Origin of the sequence: Mesorhizobium sp. YC-39, from assembly GCF_025753795.1 — a bacterium.
GTDB lineage: Bacteria > Pseudomonadota > Alphaproteobacteria > Rhizobiales > Rhizobiaceae > Mesorhizobium.
The window spans coordinates 585,698-603,407 of record NZ_JAOWPS010000001.1; the positions used below are offsets into that span (position 1 = coordinate 585,698).

The following is a 17,710-nucleotide window of genomic DNA, read 5'->3' on the forward strand; positions in this document are numbered from 1 at the left end:
CGTACCTCAAAACCGCAATGGTGCTTGCCGCCGGGCTTGGCAAGCGGATGCGGCCGATCACCGATACGATGCCGAAGCCGCTGGTCAAGATATCGGGCAAGACATTGCTCGACTGGGGCCTGGACAGCCTCGCCGAGGCAGGCGTCACCAAGGCCGTGGTCAATGTCCACTATTTCCCCGAACAGATCGTCTCGCATGTCGCCGGCCGCGGCGTTCCGAAGGTGGTCATATCGGACGAAAGCGAAAGACTGCTCGATTCCGCCGGCGGCATCGTCCATGCCTTGCCCGAATTGGGCAAAGCCCCTTTCTTCATCGTCAACGCCGACACCTTCTGGATCGATGCCGGCGCGCCCAACCTTGCTCGCCTCGCCCTTGCATGGGATGCGGCGAAAATGGATATTCTGCTGATGCTCGCGGATATCAAATCAGCGACCGGACATAGCGGCGGCACCGATTTCCTGATGGCGCCGGATGGCGCCTTGCGGCGTTCGAAGGGCGATCCAGCGGGCCTGATCTATGCGGGCGCGGCAATCGTCCATCCGCGCCTCTTCAGGAATGCCCCGGCCGGGCCGCATTCGCTCAACGCCTATTTCGATACCGCCATTGCCGCCGGCCGCCTGTTCGGCATGGCGATGCAGGGTCACTGGATCACCGTTGGCACACCCGACGCCATTCCGCTCGCCGAAGCGGCGGTCGCCGGTGTCCTAGCGAAAGCCTTATGAGCGGCTCCCGCCGCGTTTTCTCGATCCCTCCCGGAGCGCCGTTCCTGCCGACGCTGGCCGAGACCCTGCTGTCGGGCCGGCTCGTTCCGGGCTTCCGGTTCGACGGCGACCCGCTGGCGCTGGCCGATGTCACCATCTATGTGCCGACCCGCCGCGCCGCGCGCGCGCTGCGCGGCGTCTTCGTCGATGTGCTCGGCAGTCGCTCGGCGATCCTGCCGGTCATCCGCCCGCTTGGCGAGTTCGACGAGGACGAAGCGGCATTCGAGGCCGAAGCGTCTGCCGCCCTCGATCTGGCGCCGCCGATCGCCGCGATCGAGCGCCTGCTGCTGCTGGCGCCGCTGGTGCGCGCCTGGAAACGTCGCCTGCCGGCGCATGTCGCGGCCCTTTTCGACGAGGAAATCGTCGTACCGGCCTCCGCCGCCGATGCCATCTGGCTGGCGCGCGACCTGGCCCGGCTGATGGACGAGATCGAGACGGAAGGCACCGACTGGACCAGGCTTGCCGATCTGGTGACCGGCAATCTGGCCGGCTGGTGGCAAGTGACGCTCGATTTCCTCGGTATCGTGACCGACAACTGGCCGAAGATTCTGGAGGAGCGCAACCGCTCCAACCCAGCCGCGCATCGCAATGCACTGATCAGGCTGGAAGCGGCGCGGCTGAAGCGCAACCCGCCCACCGGGCCGGTGATCGCCGCCGGCTCCACCGGGTCTATTCCCGCCACCGCCGAACTGCTTGCCGTGATCGCCGCCCTGCCAGGCGGCGCTGTTGTGCTGCCCGGCCTCGACCCGATGCTGGATGAGCCGTCCTTCCAGGCAATTGTCGCGCCTGGCGCCCGTCCGGCCTTGCTTGGCCACCCGCAATATGGCTTGGCCAAGCTGATCGGCAAGATCGGCGTGCTGCGCGGCGATGTCGAGGAGATCGCCATCGCCGAAAGGCCGCTCGCGCTGCGCGCGGCCCTTGTCGGCGAGGCGCTGCGACCGGCCGAAACCACCGAATTGTGGGCCGAGACCCGTGCCGGCTTTGCCGCCGGCGATATCGCCGAAGCCTTCGCCGGTGTGACGCTTCTCGAAGCCGCCAGCGAACGCGACGAGGCTGTGGCGATCGCCGTCGCGCTCAAACGCGCCGTCGAAGAGCCCGGCCGGCGCGCGGCGCTCGTCACCGGCGACCGTGCACTGGCACGGCGCGTCTCGGTCGAGCTTTTGCGCTTCGGCGTCGTCGCCGACGATTCCGGCGGCACGCCGCTCGCCAACACGCCTGCCGCCTGCCTGCTCAGGCTTGCCCTTCAGGCCGCCTTCAGCCCCGGCGATCCGGTCGCGCTGCTGTCATTGCTCAAGCACCCGCTGCTTGGCCTCGGCCTGGAGCGCACAAGTGTCCGCCATGCCGCTGAGATCGTCGAACTGGTGGCGCTGCGCGGTGGCACTGGACGTCCCGACATCGCAACACTGCCGGAGCTGTTCGAAGCTCGTCTCACCGGCCTCGGCGGCAGCAGCCGCCCCCCCTTCTGGTTCTCGCGCCTGACCGTGCGCAGCATCGAGGTCGCTCGCGAATTGCTTGTCCGCCTTGCCGCCGCGCTGGCGCCATTGGTCGCTCTTCGCGGCGAGGGCGACACCAATCTTGCCGCGCTGAGCCGGACCAGCGTCGTCGTTCTCGAAAATCTCGGCCGCGCCGAGGATGGCAGTCTAAGCGAGCTCTATGCCGGAGATGCGGGTGAAAAGCTTGCCGAGTTGTTGCGCGGGCTGGTCGCCGCCGCGGTGCCGTTCTCCTTCGCGGCGGACGAATGGCCTGACGTCATGGAGGCGCTGATCGCGCCCGAAACGGTCAAACCGGCGCAAGGCACCGACCGGAATATCGCCATCTGGGGCGCGCTGGAAGCCCGCTTGCAAAGCGTCGACACGCTGGTCGTCGGCGGGCTGAACGAAGGCGTGTGGCCGCGCAAGCCGGAGAGCGACCGCTTCATGTCGCGGTTGATGAAGACGGGCATCGATCTCGAACCGCCCGAACGACGTATTGGCCTTGCCGCCCATGATTTCCAGATGGCGATGGGCGCAAGCAAAGTGGTGCTGGCGCGCTCCGCCCGCTCCGGCGATGCGCCAGCGGTGCCCTCGCGCTGGCTGCAGCGCATCCTCACCTTCATGGGCAAGGACCATGCGGCGGTGCTTAGCCGGCGCGGCGATGAATTGCTGGCCTGGGCGCGTGCGCTCGATGCCGGCGACAGGCGGGATTTCGCACCGCGGCCGCAGCCGAAGCCGCCGCTGACTGTCCGGCCAGCCCATTTCTCAGTCACCGAGATCGAGACGCTGCGCCGCGACCCTTACGCGATCTATGCCAGGAGGATACTCGGCCTGATGCCGCTCGATCCGGTCATCCGCGATCCGGGCGCCGCCGAACGCGGCACGCTGTTCCACGCCATCCTGCATCTTTTCTCGGCTGAGGTGGCCGATCCGCGCGCACCGGACGCGCTGGACGGCCTTGTCGCCGCCGGCCGCGCCTGCTTTGCCGAGGCGGCGCTTCCCGCCGATGTCGAGGCTGTGTGGTGGCCGCGCTTCGAAAAGCTTGCCACCGGCATCGTCGAATGGGAGCGCGGCCGCGCCGATGCCGTAGTCCGCCGGTATGCCGAGGAGCGCGCCCAAAAGACCGGCGTCGGCCAATCCGGCGTGACGCTATCGGGTTATGCCGATCGCGTCGACCTGCTGGCCGGCGGCATGGCCGACATTCTCGACTACAAGACCGGCTCCTCGCCGTCCAAGGCGCAGGCGCACACGCTGCTTGCGCCGCAACTGGCGCTGGAGGGTGCGTTGCTCAGGCGCGGCGCCTTCAAGGATCTGGGGGCGCGCGAACCATCGCAACTGGCCTTCATCAGGCTGAAGCCGAATGGCGAGGTGTTCGAGGAATCCATCCTCGAATACAACCGCAAGCCGCGAACCGCCACTGATCTGGCCGAGGAGGCCTGGACGCGGCTGGAAAAACTGCTGATCCACTATGCCGACCCGGCGACCGGCTACCTCTCACGCGCATTGCCGTTCCGCGAGGGCGAGACCGATGGCGACTATGACCATCTCGCCCGCGTGCTCGAATGGTCCGCCGGCGGTGATGCCGACGACGAAGGAGGGGAGGCGTGAAGAAGGCCTATCCGATCCCGACCGACACCGCCATCAGCCAGGCCAGGGCCTCCGACCCGCAAAATTCCGCCTGGGTGTCGGCCAATGCCGGATCGGGCAAGACCCATGTGCTGGCGCAGCGCGTCATCAGGCTTCTGCTCAAGGGTACCGATCCGTCGAAGATCCTGTGCCTGACCTACACGCGTGCCGCCGCCGCCAACATGTCGAACCGGGTGTTTTCGACATTGTCGGAATGGACGGCGCTTGGCGACACGGAACTGGCGACAAGGATAGAAGCACTGGACGGTCGCCAACCCGATCGCAACACCATGCGCCGCGCGCGACGGCTGTTCGCCGAGGCGCTGGAAACGCCGGGCGGGCTGAAGATCCAGACCATCCACGCCTTCTGCGAATCGGTGCTGCACCAGTTTCCGCTGGAAGCCAACATCCCTGCTCATTTCGAAATGCTCGATCCGCAGATGGAGGCTTCCCTGTTCGCCGCCGCCCGCCGCGACATGATTTCGGGCACGGCTGGCGGACACGCGGGACTGGCCGAGGCTTTCGCCGCCGTGCTGGAACGTGGCGGCGAGGCTGGGCTCGACGCATTGCTGGCAGAGATCGTGCGCAAGCGCGACGGTTTGCGCGCCTTCATCAGTGCGGCCGGTGACGATGGCTTCCGGGCGCTGTTCGACGAGTTCAAGTTCCGCACCGGCCAGACCGCCGACGATATCGCATCGTCCGTCTGGCCGCCGCCGGGTTTCCTGCCGGACTACTTCGCCACCTTCACTCGCGCTGCCGAAGCCGCCGACGCCCGCATCGTGCTGAACAACATTTTGCCCTACGCCCGTCTTGCCTTTGCCGAGGACGATTCGATCCGGCGGCTGCAACTGTTGGGCAAGGCTTTCCTGCGCGCGGATGGCGCCCCTTATGAGCCGGCAAAGACATTCAAGAAGGCGCTGCTCGACCGGTTGCCCGATCTGCCGGAACGCTATCTGGCAGCAGTCGACGCCATCATCGAAATCTCCGATCGGCTGGCCCTGTTCAGGATGCTGGAAGGCACAAGCGCCGCGCTGACCATCGCCGACTGGCTGATCGCCCGCTACGAGCAATTGAAGCGTGCTCGTGGCTTCCTCGACTTCAACGACCTCATCACCCGCACGGTCAATCTCCTGGCGCGGCCTGACGCCGGCCCTTGGGTGCAGTACAAGCTCGACCAGGGCATCGACCACATCCTGCTCGACGAGGCGCAGGACACCAGTCCCGACCAATGGGATGTGGTGAAGCGGCTGGCGGAAGAGTTCTTTGCCGGGCAGGGCGCGCGCGATAGGGTCCACCGCACCGTCTTTGCGGTCGGCGACGAAAAGCAGTCGATCTATTCGTTTCAGGGAGCCGCACCCGATTCCTTCGCCGACTCAAGGCTGCTGTTTGCCGGCAAGGTGCGCGACGCCGATGCCGCCTTCGCCGATCTCAAGCTGACCTGGTCGTTCCGCTCGACCGACGACGTTCTCGCCGCCGTCGACCGTGTCTTTGCCGACCCCGCCGTGCGGCGTGGCATCAGCCACGATCCCGATCCGCTCAGCCATCAGGCGATCCGCACCGACGCGCCGGGCTACGTCGAGATCTGGCCATCGATCGGTGCGGAAGCCGTCGACGAGCCCGACGACTGGACGCAAGCCGTTGACCACGCTCACGCGCCGGCGGTCCGCGTTGCCGAAAACGTGGCGGCGACCATTGCCGGCTGGATCGGCGGCGGCGAGATCATCGAAGGTCGCGGCAAGAAGCTTCGGCCCGGCGATGTCCTGGTGCTGGTGCGCAAACGCGATCGCTTCGTCCATGCGCTGACGCGCGCGCTGAAGGGCCGCGACATCCCGGTCGCCGGCGCCGACCGGCTCAGCCTGCCTGGCCATATCGCGGTCAAGGACCTGATCGCGCTCGGCCATTTTCTCATCCAGCCGCAGGACGATCTGTCGCTTGCCGCAGTGCTGCGCAGCCCGATCTTCGACGTTTCGGAAGAGACGCTTTTCAAGCTGGCGGGCGAGCGGCCGACCGGTCTCGCGCTGATCGCTTCGCTTAGAAAACATGCCGGCGAGAGCACTGCCCTGGCCGCAATCGTTGCCCAACTGGACACATGGTCCAACGAAGCGGCGTTCAAGCCGGTGTTCGAATTCTATGCCGCCATTCTCGCCCGCAACGGTCTGCGCAGGAAGATGATCGCACGGCTCGGACCGGAAGCTGGCGACATTCTCGACGAGTTCCTGAACTTCTGCCTGGCCGAGGAGCGGACCGGCCTGCCGGGGCTGGAATCCTTCCTGTCGACGCTGGAAAACGCCGGCCCCGAGATCAAGCGGGAGATGGACCAGACCCGCGACGAGGTTCGCGTCATGACCGTGCACGCCGCCAAGGGTCTGGAAGCGCCGGTCGTGTTCCTGGTCGATGGCGGCTCGGCCCCCTTCAGCGACCAGCATTTGCCGCGACTGATGCCGTTCGATGGCTCGGGCGAACACTGGGATGGCAAGGGCTATCTCTGGCGCTCGGCCAGCGATGTCGCCAATGGCTTTTCGCGGGCCGCTTCGGTCCGTGCCCGCGAACTGGCCGACGACGAATACCGCCGGCTGCTTTATGTCGGCATGACGCGTGCCGAGGACCGGCTGATCGTCTGCGGCTACCATGGCAAGCGGGCGCCGAACACCGGCACCTGGCATTCGATCGTCAGCCGCGCGCTGGTCGGGGCGCCGGAAAGCACGCAGCGGCAGCATCCGGCCACCGGCGAGGCCGTGCACCGCTTCCACGTGACGAAATTGCCTCCGGTTGCACATATGGCCGCCGAGGAGGCACAACAGACGCAGCAATTCGGGCCATTGCCGAAGACGCTGTTCCAGCCCTTGCCGCCCTATGAGGACCTGCCGCGCCCATTGTCGCCCTCCGGCGCCTCGGCCTTGATCGACGAGACGAAGGAAGCCGTGATCGACACCGGCTCGCCGGTGCTGGATGCCGAGGCGGAGCCCGGCTTTGCCGTGATGCGGGGGCTGGCGCTGCACAAATTGCTGCAGATGCTGCCCGGCATCGCCGAGGCCGGACGCCGGGATGCGGCGAGGCGCTATCTCGAACGCGCCGGAGCGCAATGGCCCGACGCGGAGCGTGACAAGGCTCTGGCCTCGGTGACCGCCATTCTCACTGATCCCCGCTTTGGCGAGCTGTTCTCGCCGTCCTCACGCGCTGAAGTCGCGGTCATGGGCAGCCTCGAGGTGAAGGGCAAGCTGCGCTCCATCTCGGGCAAGATCGACCGGCTGGCGGTCATGTCGGGTAAGGTGTCGATCGTCGACTACAAGACCAACCGGCCAGCACCCGCAACGCTGGCCGAAATCCCGCCGGCCTATGTACTCCAGCTTGCGCTTTATCGTGCCTTGCTCCAGCCGCTTTACCCCGGACGCGAGGTCTCTGCCGCGCTGCTGTTCACCGAGGCACCGCGGCTGATCGAGCTGCCGGGCGCGGCCATGGATGATGCCCTTGCCCGACTCACGGCAGCGTGACACAACACCTGCTTGAACAAAGACGCGATCACCACCACATTTGGTACGACGAAAAAATCGAAAGGATTTCCGCATGGCCACCGTCAAGGTCGACAAGAGCAATTTCCAGGCCGATGTGCTTAACGCCAAGGAGCCGGTCGTGGTTGATTTCTGGGCCGAATGGTGCGGCCCCTGCAAGATGATCGCGCCGGCGCTCGAGGAGATCGCCAACGAACTCGGCGGCAAGGTCAAGATCGCCAAGCTCAACATCGACGAGAATCCTGAGCTCGCCGCGCAGTTCGGCGTTCGCTCGATCCCGACGCTGATGATCTTCAAGGGTGGTGAAAGGGCCGACGTGAAGATTGGCGCTGCGCCCAAGACGGCGCTGTCGCACTGGATCAACGGCAATCTCGTCTGATCGTTCTGAAATTCGGACTAAGGGAGCCCGGCCCTCGCGCCGGGCTTTTCTTTGGCGTCATCGCTCGACGCCTCTGGCCCTCGCGCGCGATGCCTCCATGTCTTCTGCTTGGGCAAGACAGGAGAACCTCATGACCGGATCCGCCAAGGCCACCGTCTTCATCGACAATGAACGCGTCATCGTCACCGAATATCGCTTCCAGCCGGGCGACAACACCGGCTGGCACCGCCATGGCCACGACTACGTCATCGTGCCGCTGATGGACGGCAAGCTGAAGCTTCTGACCAAGGACGGCGAATCCTTCGCCGAGATGAAGAAGGGCGCGCCCTATTTCCGCAAGGAAGGCGTCGAGCACGACGTCATCAACGCCAATGAGGGCGAATACGCCTTCATCGAGATTGAACTGAAGTAGTTCACCAAGGGGCGGCGCCCGAGATTACCAATCGGCGATGCGATCGCCGCCGACGAATTGCGCGCTTTTTGCGGTATACTCGAAAAGCTCGATCTTCACGCCGTTGGGGTCGCGGATCCAGGCTTGGTATGTGTCATCGCAGGCGTGTTTCTTGGCCGTGACATCGATGCCTTTCGACCTGATATGGGTGATCGCCGCGTCGATATCTTTCACTTCAAGGCAGAAGTGGTTGATCTGGTTAAGCTCGCTGTGGCTCGTGCCATCTTTCTCGAACACCTCGACATGGCTGCGGCCACCGCAATTGAGGTAGAAGCCGAAGATCTTGCTGTCGCGCAGGAAGTTGAACTGGGTGTCCAGGCCGAGCACGTCTCGGTAGAAACTCCGCGTCGCTTCGAGGTCATGGGCGAAGATGCAGACATGGGCGAGTTGCTTTACCTCGATCATGATTGGCTCCTTACGCTGATCGCGACAAATCGGGCGCTTCAGACCGGCGGCGTGCCGTTTTCGGCCAACACCGCGCCGGCCAGGTACAATGAACCGCCGATCAGGATGCGCGGCGGCGGCCCGTCCCAGGTATCGCGCAGCAGCATCAGCGCGCTGGCGACGGAGCTGACCGGCTCGGCCGACAGGCCGGCCTCGGTGGCGCGGATCGCCAGTTCGTCATTCGGCACGCCAGCCTCGCTGAGGCTCACCGGCACCGTGTAGACATGCCGCACCAGACCCTTGAAGGCACGGAAGTAGCCGGCCTGGTCCTTGGTGTTGATCATGCCGGCGATCAGGAAAAGCGGCCGCGGGTTTTTCTCCTCCTGTTCGGCCAGCGCTTCGGCGACGACGATGCCAGCTCCCGGATTGTGCCCGCCGTCGAGCCAGATGTCGGCGCCCTTCGGCGCCAGATCGGTCAGCCTGCCCTGCGCCAGCTTCTGCATGCGGCCCGGCCAGGCGACGCTGGCCATCGCCTTTTCGGCGGCGCGGTGGCTGATCTCGAAACCGGCGGCCTTGACCGCCGCGATCGCCGCGGCTGCATTGGCGAACTGGTGGCGCCCCGGCAGGCGCGGCGGCGGCAGGTCCATCAGCCCGTCCTCGTCCTGGTAGACCATGCGGCCGTTTTCCTCGAAGGCAAGGAAGTCCTGGCCATAGACGAAGGTCGGGCAGTCAAGCCGCTCGGCGGTTTCGATCAGCACCTGCAGTGCCGTTTCGCTCTCCTGCGCGCCGATGACCACCGGGCAGCCGCGCTTGATGATGCCGGCCTTTTCGGCGGCGATCAGCTCGACGCGGTCGCCGAGATAGGCTTCGTGGTCGAGCGAGACCGGCATGATCACCGACACTGCCGGCCTGGCGATGACGTTGGTGGCGTCGAAACGGCCGCCAAGCCCAACCTCGATGATGGCGGCTTCGGCCGGGTGCTCGGAAAACAAGAGGAAGGTCACGGCGGTAAGGATCTCGAAGACGGTGATCTTTTGCCCTTCATTGGCCTTGGCGACGCGCGCTATCGTCTCGGCGAAGACGTCATCGTCGACCAGCCTGCCACCGCCATCGGCAGCCAGCCGGTAGCGCTCGTGCCAGTTCACCAGATGTGGCGATGTGTGCACGTGGACGAGATGGCCGGAGGCTTCCAGCAACGCCCGCGAAAAGGCCGCGCATGAGCCCTTGCCGTTGGTGCCGGCGATGTGGATGACCGGCGGCAGGTGGTCCTGCGGATTGCCCAGCCGCTCCAGCAGCCGCGAAATACGGTCGAGCGAAAGGTCGAAGCCCTTCGGATGCAGCGCCATCAGGGCTTCGATTTCGCGGTCGGCGGCAAGCGTTGTCATGGGGGGAATCCTAAGCGCGCGCGGCGACGCGCGCAATCGCGGTTCGCGGCTAAGAAAGTCGCGTCACGCCTGCGGGCGTGCTTCCGCTGGGATCGTCGCTGGCGGCAGGATCTCCGGTTCCAGCGGCTTCTGCTCCTGCGGCATATTGAGCAGCATTTTCAACAGCCGCGCGATTGTCTCGCGCATCTCCAGCCTCGACACCACCATGTCGACCATGCCGTGCTCCATCAGATATTCGGCGCGCTGGAAGCCGTCGGGCAGTTTTTCCCGGATGGTCTGTTCGATGACGCGCGGCCCGGCAAAGCCGATCAGCGCGCCGGGTTCGGCAATGTGCACGTCGCCCAGCATCGCGTAGGACGCGGTGACGCCGCCGGTGGTCGGGTTGGTGAGCACCACGATATAGGGCAGGCCGGCCTCCTTCAGCCGGTCGACGCCGACCGTGGTGCGCGGCAACTGCATCAGCGACAGGATGCCTTCCTGCATACGGGCGCCGCCGGAAGCGGCGAACAGGATCAGCGGCCGCTTGCGTTGCAAGGCGACCTCGAACGCATGCACGATGGCGTCGCCCGCCGCCATGCCGAGCGAGCCGCCCATGAAGGCAAAATCCTGCACCGTCACCACCACCGGCAGACCCTCGACGGTGCCCAGCGCATTGATGATCGCATCCTCCAGCCCGGTCTTGGCCTTGGCGTCCTTCAGCCGGTCGGTGTAGCGCTTCTCGTCGCGGAACTTCAGCGGGTCCTGCACGACCTTGGGGTTATCGAGCGTCTCGTATTTGCCATCGTCGAAGAAGAATTTCAGCCGCTCCTTGGCCGAGATCTTCATGTGGTGGCCGGAGGACGGGATGACGAACTGGTTCTGCTCGAGATCCTTGTGGAAGACCATCTCGCCGGTCTCGGGATCCTTGATCCAGAGATTTTCCGGCATGTCGGTGCGCCGGCCGAGCATCGAATTGATCTTCGGGCGGACGTAGTTGGTGATCCAGTTCATCGCTTCGGCTCCTGTCCTGACGAAGAGTTAGTGCATGTCGCCCAAAAGTGGGAACCGGTTTTGGGATAACGACATGCACAAAATCTGACGTAGGGATATTATTCGGCGGCAGCAAGGCGGGCCGCGCGCACGCCCTGGGCAAGGCCGCTGACCAGTGTGGCGACCGCCTCGGCCGGATCGGCGGTCTTCTCGCCCTTCGGCCCCAGCACATTGGCGACCGCGTTGACGATCGCGGTGCCGACGACGACGCCGTCTGCATTGGCGCCAATCACGCGGGCTTGCTCGGCGGTCTTGACGCCGAAGCCGACGCAGACCGGCAGGTCGGTATGGCCCTTGATGCGCTTGACCGCCGCCGCCACCTTGCCGGTGTCGGCCAGTGCCGAGCCGGTGATGCCGGTCATCGACACATAGTAGACGAAGCCGGAGGTGTTCTGCAGCACCTTGGGCAGGCGCTTGTCGTCGGTGGTCGGCGTCGCCAGCCGGATGAAGTTGATCCCCGCCTTGAGCGCCGGAATGCACAATTCCTCGTCCATCTCGGGCGGCAGGTCGACGACGATCAACCCGTCTATGCCGCTGGCGATGGCGTCCTTGAGGAAGCGGTCGACGCCGTAGATGTAGATCGGATTGTAGTAGCCCATCAGCACGATCGGCGTCTCATTGTCGCCGGCGCGGAATTCCGCCGCCATTTTCAGCGTCTTGACCAGCGTCTGGCCGCCTTTCAGCGCCCTGAGCCCGGCTGCCTGGATGGCCGGCCCGTCGGCCATCGGATCGGAAAACGGCATGCCCATTTCGATGATGTCGGCGCCTGCCTTCGGCAGCGCCTTCATGATCGACAAAGCGGTGTCGTAGTCCGGGTCGCCGCTCATGAAATAGGTGACCAGTGCCGGGCGGCCCTCGGTTTTCAGCTTCGCCATGCGGCGGTCGATGCGGGTGGCCATATCAGATCTCCATGCCCAGCATGTCGGCCACCGTGTGCACATCCTTGTCGCCGCGGCCGGACAGGTTGACGATGACGATCTGGTCCTTGTCCATGTCAGGCACGATCTTCACCGCATGCGCGATGGCGTGCGCCGATTCCAGCGCCGGAATGATGCCTTCGACGCGCGTCGTCAGCTTGAAAGCCTCCAGCGCCTCGTCGTCGAGAATAGGCACATATTCGACGCGGCCGCTATCGCGCAGCCAGGAATGCTCGGGGCCGACACCCGGATAATCGAGACCGGCAGAGATCGAGTGGCCATCCATGATCTGGCCGTCGGCGTTCTGCAGGAGATAGGTGCGGTTGCCATGCAGCACGCCGGGCGCGCCGGCACTCATCGAGGCGCAATGTTCGATACCGTCGAGACCGCGCCCGCCAGCTTCGATGCCGATGATGCGGACTTGCCTGTCGTCTAGGAAGGGATGGAACAGGCCGATGGCGTTCGAGCCGCCGCCGACGCAGGCGATGATGGTGTCGGGAAGCCGGCCCTCCTGCTCGAGGATCTGGGCGCGCGCCTCGGTGCCGATCACCGACTGGAAGTCGCGCACCAGTTCCGGATAGGGATGCGGACCGGCGGCGGTCCCGATCAGGTAATAGGTGTCCTCGACATTGGTCACCCAGTCGCGCAAGGCCTCGTTCATGGCGTCCTTCAGCGTGCCGTGGCCGGCCGTCACCGGCCTCACCTCGGCGCCGAGCAGTTTCATGCGAAAGACGTTCGGACTTTGGCGGGCAACGTCGGTGGCGCCCATATAGACCACGCAAGGGTAGCCGAACCGCGCCGCCACCGTGGCCGACGCGACGCCGTGCTGGCCAGCACCGGTCTCGGCGATGATGCGCTTCTTGCCCATGCGCTTGGCCAGCAGGATCTGGCCGAGGCAATTGTTGATCTTATGCGAGCCGGTGTGGTTCAGGTCCTCGCGCTTGAAGTAGACCTTCGCGCCGCCCCCGCGGCCCTTGGCCGAGGAAACCTCACGAAGATGCCTGGTCAGGCCTTCGGCGAAATAAAGCTTCGACGGCCGCCCGGCATAATGGGTCGAAAGATCGGTCAGTTCGGCCTTGAACTCCGGATCGTTCTTGACCTCGTTCCAGTGCCGCTCCAGGTCGAGGATCAGCGGCATCAGCGTCTCGGCGACGAAGCGGCCGCCGAAGATGCCGAACATGCCCTGTTCGTCGGGTCCGGTGCGGAAGGAATTGGGCGTCGCCGGCTTGTCCATCGCCGATCTCCTACTTCTTGTTTTGGAGCATGTCCTTGTCGGAAAACCGGTTTCCACTTTTCTAGGACATGCTCTGGGTTCTATCCTTCAGGCCGCGCGTGTATCCCGCGCGGCTCTGACGGCCCGGAAAAACTGCTCGATCAGCGCCGGATCCTTGACGCCCGGCGCACTTTCCACGCCGGACGAGATGTCAATTGCGGGCGGGTTGGCAAGCCGAAGGGCATCGCCGATATTGGCGGCGTTGAGCCCACCGGAAAGCATGTAATCGACGCCGGCGTCAAGACCGGCCAGAATGCGCCAGTCGAACGCGACACCATTGCCACCCGGCAGTTCCGAACCTTTAGGCGGCTTCGCGTCGAAGAGAAAACGGTCGGCAATGCCGACGAAGGGCTTTATCCGCTCCAGATCCGCCGCCTCGCTGATCGGCAGCGCCTTCATGACAGGCAGGCCGTAACGCGCCTTGAGTTCGGCCACCCGGGCCGGGCTTTCGGAACCATGAAGCTGCAGCATGTCGGGGCGCATTTCTGCAACGATTTCGTCCAGGAACGCGTCGCTGGCGTCGACCGTCACGGCAACCGCCTTGGCCTTGCCGATCGCGGCTTCACGCAAGCCGCCGGCTTCCGGGGGATCGATAAAGCGCGGGCTCTTGGCGAAGAAAATAAAGCCGACATGGCTGGCGCCGCCGGCCAGTGCCGCGGCCAATGCCTTGTCGGTCTTCAATCCGCATATCTTGATGTCGAGCGCCATGGCGCGGGGATTGGCACGAAACGGCAAAAGAGTCGAGAAAAAGCATGCTGTTTGCCACCCGGACAGAAAGCGCTAGCTTCTCTTGAAGGCAATAGAGGCGGGAGCAAAACCATGGCAGACGAAACCGTCGCCCAACTCAGGCAAAAGATCGCGCAGGCGCGCGAGGTCATTGCGCATTTGATGGACAAGGCCGCCTTCAACGGCGCGGAGGCGCACCGCGCGCTCGATTATTTCGGCGGCGATGAATTCGAGAGGAATTTTTTGCCATGGCCGCGCCATGGCGATGAAGGCTTGCGGCCTGAGGATCTCAATGCGGCGAATGACGATTGAGTCCTGATTTCGTCATCCTAGGGCGGAGCGACGCGAAGCGGAGCGCAGACCCTAGGATCCATTCCGTGACATTCGCCGACGCGTGCGGCCGCCCAGAATGGCGGCGCTCCTGCAATGGCCGTCCTTGCCGTGATGGGTTCTCAAATCTGCACCGCTGCGACGCTCGCACGTTACGGCATGGATCCTAGGGTCTGCGCCGCGTCGCTTCGCTCCTTGCTCCGCCCTAGGATGACGAAGCGAGCGCGTCAGTCGAACACAATCGCCTGCAGCGCGCCGCCATTGCGTTTCAGCCAATCCTTGCAGCGCTCGGTGTCGGGGCAAAGCTGCCCGCACAGTTTCCAGAATTTCGGCCCGTGGTTCATCTCCTTGAGATGCGCCACTTCGTGCGCGACGAGGTAGTTGATGACCGGCGCCGGCGCCATCATGATGCGCCAGGAAAACGACAGATTGCCGTCCGAGGTGCAGGACCCCCAGCGGCTCGACGTGTCCTTGAAGCGGATCGCCTTGGCGCGCTTGCCGATCGTCGCGGTGTGCTTGACCACCAGGCGCTCGATCTCGCGCTTGGCCTCGCGCTTGAGGAAATCGGCGATGCGGCGCGGCAGATGCACGCGCTCGCCATGCACGATCAGCAGCGGACCGCGCTCGTCGCGCGACAGGGTGACGGTGCCGCGTTTGGCCGGCTCATGAACAATGCGGTGTGGCACGCCGCGCACCGGGATCTTGATGCCCGGCCGCACCTGCGGCCGGTTTGGCACCTTGGCCAAGCGTTGCTCTAGCCAGTCCTGATGGCGGTCGAGGAATTTTTCGACCTCGCCCCGGCGCAGGCCCGGCGGCACGGTAATGCGCAGGCCCCGGCCGCCGGAATCGATGCGCAGCGTCAGCCGCCGCGCGCGGTCGCTCTCGACGATCTTGAGCGGCAGCGTGCGGCCGGCGACACAATGCTCGCGCTCCACGACGGGCGCTGGCTTGGGCTTGGTCAGGTTGCGGAAGAAGCCGATGGTCATGGCCGGACGATACGCGATTCGAGGAAAACGACTAGAGGAGGGAACTCGAAAAGAGAACAAAAAAGAAACGGCGCCGCTTGCGCGACGCCGTCTATCATGCCGAGACCTGTCGCAAAGTCTCAGTCGTCAAGCAGGTTCGAACCCTTGCGCTTGGGGGTCCCGGTCGGCTTGGTCGTTTCCGTTGTCGTCGTCGGCGCGGTCGACTTGTTGCGGTTCGCCATGAAGCGGTCGAACTCGTCCTGGTCCTTGGCGCGGCGCAACTCGCGAGCATAGTCGTCGAACTCGCTCAGCATCTCGTCAAGCTTGCGGCGCTCTTCGGCCAGCCGCTCGAGTTCCTTTTCGCGCCAGTCGTCGAAAGCGACATTGCCGGTGCGGGCGGAGCCGTGGCCCCAGCGCGCGGCCTTGTCGGAACCGCGGCGGCAGCCGGCGAAGATGCCGTCGGTGGCGCGGTTGACGTCGCGCTTGAAGCCGTCGAGCCGGTCGCCCCAGATGATGTAGGCGAGCATGGCGAAGCCGAGCGGCCAGAACACCATGAAACCGATCACCATCAGTGCGATGGTCGCCGGCGTCCAGGCCGGACGGATCAATGCAGATGTGTTCATTTTCTCCCGTTCCTTCAGTTGGAAACAGCCAAAACCTGGCTGCGTGGAATCGAAATGGGAACGGAAAAACGGCGATTCAAGACAATGTCAGCCAAAACCGGACAAGCGGCTGAAATGGTTATCGCTTTTTGAGCATTTCGAGGAAAAGCACGACCGGACCGATAATGGTTTGATCCTTCGGAGCCGTCCGTTTCAAAAATCCAAGGGCGCATTATCGACGACCTCTTTCATGACAAAGAAGGTTCTCGTCTGGCGAACGCCGGGCAGTGCGATCAACTGGTCCCCGTGGATTCGGTTGAAATCCGCCATGTCACCGACCCTGATCTTCAGAAAATAATCGAAGTCGCCTGCCACCAGATGGCAGTCGAGGATGAATTTCAGTTTCGCGACGGCCTTCTCGAATTCCGCGAAACTCTCCGGGGTCGAACGGTCGAGGACCACGCCAACCATTACCAGCGCGCCTCTGTCGACCTTCCGCGGGGTCACCATCGCCCTGACATGTCTGATGTAGCCTTCCTCGAACAGGCGTTGCGTCCTGCGGTGACAGGTCGCCGGGCTGACAGCGACCGACTGCGCCAGCTCCGCATTGGTCAGTCGCCCGTTGTGTTGGAGCAGGCGCAACATTTTCAGGTCGATCCGGTCGAGCAGTGCGCGCATGGAAGATTCTTCCACATTTGGACTTGTTTTCGAATCTATATGACATTCCAGCGCCATAAAGCGATATTTTGGATATTTTTGGCTCGATCTTTGAGAGCCCTTTTCAGGGCAAAGATGATAGCGTTCATCCCATCAACCGCAGTGAATTGGAACAAGGGAGGGCACTCTCATGCTCGAGAAATTCGAACGCTATCCGCTCACCTTCGGACCGACCCATATCGAGAAACTGGAGCGGCTCGGCGCTCATCTCGGCGGGAAGGTCGATCTCTACGCCAAGCGAGAGGATTGCAATTCCGGCCTCGCCTTCGGCGGCAACAAACTGCGCAAGCTCGAATACATCGTCCCGGACGCGATCGCCTCGAACGCCGACACGCTGGTGTCGATAGGCGGCGTTCAATCCAACCATACGCGCATGGTGGCGGCCGTCGCGGCGAAGATCGGCATGAAATGCCGGCTCGTGCAGGAAAGCTGGGTGCCCCATGAGGACGCCGTCTACGATCGCGTCGGCAATATCCTTTTGAGCCGGATCATGGGCGCCGATGTCCAGATGGTCGATGAGGGTTTTGACATCGGAATCAGGGAAAGCTGGGAACAGGCGATCGCGGATGTGAAAGCCAAGGGTGGCAATCCCTATCCGATTCCGGCCGGGGCTTCGGTGCACAAATATGGCGGTCTCGGCTATGTCGGCTTTGCCGAGGAGGTCCGCGCGCAGGAGAAGGAACTCGGCTTTGCCTTCGACTACATCGTCGTTTGTACCGTCACCGGCTCGACTCACGCTGGCATGCTGGTCGGCTTCGCCAAGGACGGCCGGGAGCGCAAGGTGATCGGCATCGACGCATCTGGCACCCCGGCGCAGACCAAGGCGCAAGTGCTCAAGATCGCGCAGAACACCGCGACGCTGGTCGAACTCGGCAAGGAACTCAATGAGGACGATGTCGTCCTGATCGAAGATTATGCCTATCCGGTCTACGGCGTCCCCTCGCAGGAGACGAAGGAAGCCATCCGTCTCTGCGCGCGGCTTGAAGGCATGATCACGGACCCGGTCTACGAGGGAAAATCCATGCAGGGCATGATCGATCTCGTGGAGAAGGGTTACTTTCCCAAGGGATCGAAGGTGCTCTATGCCCACCTTGGTGGCGCGCCAGCCATCAACGGATATGCTTATACATTCCGCAACGGCTGAATGCCTTCAGTTGTAGCCTTTGCGATCTATGGCCGCGATG

The 17,710-nt window shown here is 64.1% G+C and carries 16 protein-coding genes; 7 read left to right on the forward strand and 9 right to left on the reverse strand.

The window, feature by feature from the left end:
- Positions 1 to 17: 17 nt before the first annotated feature.
- From OHD62_RS02840 to OHD62_RS02860, 5 genes are all read left to right on the forward strand, one after another.
- Positions 18 to 722 carry a nucleotidyltransferase family protein gene (locus OHD62_RS02840; protein ID WP_263782276.1) on the forward strand — a complete coding sequence of 235 codons (705 nt, stop codon included), beginning with the start codon at positions 18 to 20 and terminating at the stop codon, positions 720 to 722.
- On the forward strand, positions 719 to 3,841 hold the full coding sequence (addB, locus tag OHD62_RS02845) for a double-strand break repair protein AddB (protein ID WP_263780778.1): 3,123 nt from the start codon (positions 719 to 721) through the stop codon (positions 3,839 to 3,841). Before OHD62_RS02840 ends, addB begins: the two co-directional genes overlap by 4 nt.
- Complete coding sequence (gene addA, locus OHD62_RS02850; RefSeq protein WP_263780780.1) at positions 3,838 to 7,350, forward strand: double-strand break repair helicase AddA; 3,513 nt, start codon at positions 3,838 to 3,840, stop codon at positions 7,348 to 7,350. The genes addB and addA overlap by 4 nt, the downstream gene beginning before the upstream one ends.
- A 73-nt stretch (positions 7,351 to 7,423) precedes the next feature.
- A complete protein-coding gene (trxA, locus tag OHD62_RS02855; RefSeq protein WP_263780781.1) occupies positions 7,424 to 7,747 on the forward strand; it encodes a thioredoxin in 324 nt (107 codons plus the stop codon).
- A 130-nt stretch (positions 7,748 to 7,877) separates the two neighbouring features.
- Positions 7,878 to 8,159 carry a cupin domain-containing protein gene (locus OHD62_RS02860; protein WP_263780782.1) on the forward strand — a complete coding sequence of 94 codons (282 nt, stop codon included), beginning with the start codon at positions 7,878 to 7,880 and terminating at the stop codon, positions 8,157 to 8,159.
- Between the two features lie 24 nt (positions 8,160 to 8,183).
- On the opposite strand, the gene OHD62_RS02865 is transcribed toward OHD62_RS02860, so the two are convergent.
- The 6 genes from OHD62_RS02865 to OHD62_RS02890 all read right to left on the reverse strand — a co-directional run bounded on the left by OHD62_RS02865 (position 8,184) and on the right by OHD62_RS02890 (position 13,894).
- Positions 8,184 to 8,603 (reverse strand): VOC family protein, encoded by a 420-nt coding sequence (locus OHD62_RS02865; RefSeq protein ID WP_263780783.1) that lies wholly within the window; start codon positions 8,601 to 8,603, stop codon positions 8,184 to 8,186.
- 38 nt (positions 8,604 to 8,641) lie between these two features.
- Complete coding sequence (locus tag OHD62_RS02870) at positions 8,642 to 9,967, reverse strand: bifunctional folylpolyglutamate synthase/dihydrofolate synthase (protein ID WP_263780784.1); 1,326 nt, start codon at positions 9,965 to 9,967, stop codon at positions 8,642 to 8,644.
- A 63-nt stretch (positions 9,968 to 10,030) separates the two neighbouring features.
- Entirely contained in the window at positions 10,031 to 10,957 is a 927-nt protein-coding gene (accD, locus tag OHD62_RS02875) for an acetyl-CoA carboxylase, carboxyltransferase subunit beta (protein WP_263780785.1), read from the reverse strand.
- A gap of 98 nt (positions 10,958 to 11,055) precedes the next feature.
- Positions 11,056 to 11,895, reverse strand: coding sequence for a tryptophan synthase subunit alpha (gene trpA, locus OHD62_RS02880; RefSeq protein ID WP_263780787.1), 840 nt, complete (start codon positions 11,893 to 11,895; stop codon positions 11,056 to 11,058).
- A gap of 1 nt (position 11,896) precedes the next feature.
- Positions 11,897 to 13,147, reverse strand: a complete 1,251-nt coding sequence (trpB, locus tag OHD62_RS02885) for a tryptophan synthase subunit beta (RefSeq protein WP_263780788.1) — start codon at positions 13,145 to 13,147, stop codon at positions 11,897 to 11,899.
- An 87-nt stretch (positions 13,148 to 13,234) separates the two neighbouring features.
- Positions 13,235 to 13,894, reverse strand: a complete 660-nt coding sequence (locus OHD62_RS02890; RefSeq protein WP_263780789.1) for a phosphoribosylanthranilate isomerase — start codon at positions 13,892 to 13,894, stop codon at positions 13,235 to 13,237.
- A 111-nt stretch (positions 13,895 to 14,005) separates the two neighbouring features.
- On the opposite strand from OHD62_RS02890, the gene OHD62_RS02895 reads away from it, so the two are divergent.
- Positions 14,006 to 14,224, forward strand: coding sequence for a hypothetical protein (locus OHD62_RS02895; RefSeq protein ID WP_263780790.1), 219 nt, complete (start codon positions 14,006 to 14,008; stop codon positions 14,222 to 14,224).
- A 245-nt stretch (positions 14,225 to 14,469) separates the two neighbouring features.
- On the opposite strand, the gene OHD62_RS02900 is transcribed toward OHD62_RS02895, so the two are convergent.
- From OHD62_RS02900 to OHD62_RS02910, 3 genes are all read right to left on the reverse strand, one after another.
- Entirely contained in the window at positions 14,470 to 15,228 is a 759-nt protein-coding gene (locus OHD62_RS02900) for a M48 family metallopeptidase (protein ID WP_263780791.1), read from the reverse strand.
- Between the two features lie 119 nt (positions 15,229 to 15,347).
- Positions 15,348 to 15,830 carry a DUF2852 domain-containing protein gene (locus tag OHD62_RS02905; protein ID WP_263780792.1) on the reverse strand — a complete coding sequence of 161 codons (483 nt, stop codon included), beginning with the start codon at positions 15,828 to 15,830 and terminating at the stop codon, positions 15,348 to 15,350.
- A 192-nt stretch (positions 15,831 to 16,022) separates the two neighbouring features.
- Complete coding sequence (locus OHD62_RS02910) at positions 16,023 to 16,487, reverse strand: Lrp/AsnC family transcriptional regulator (protein ID WP_263780793.1); 465 nt, start codon at positions 16,485 to 16,487, stop codon at positions 16,023 to 16,025.
- A gap of 169 nt (positions 16,488 to 16,656) precedes the next feature.
- On the opposite strand from OHD62_RS02910, the gene OHD62_RS02915 reads away from it, so the two are divergent.
- On the forward strand, positions 16,657 to 17,670 hold the full coding sequence (locus OHD62_RS02915) for a 1-aminocyclopropane-1-carboxylate deaminase (protein WP_263780794.1): 1,014 nt from the start codon (positions 16,657 to 16,659) through the stop codon (positions 17,668 to 17,670).
- The last annotated feature ends 40 nt before the right edge of the window (positions 17,671 to 17,710 follow it).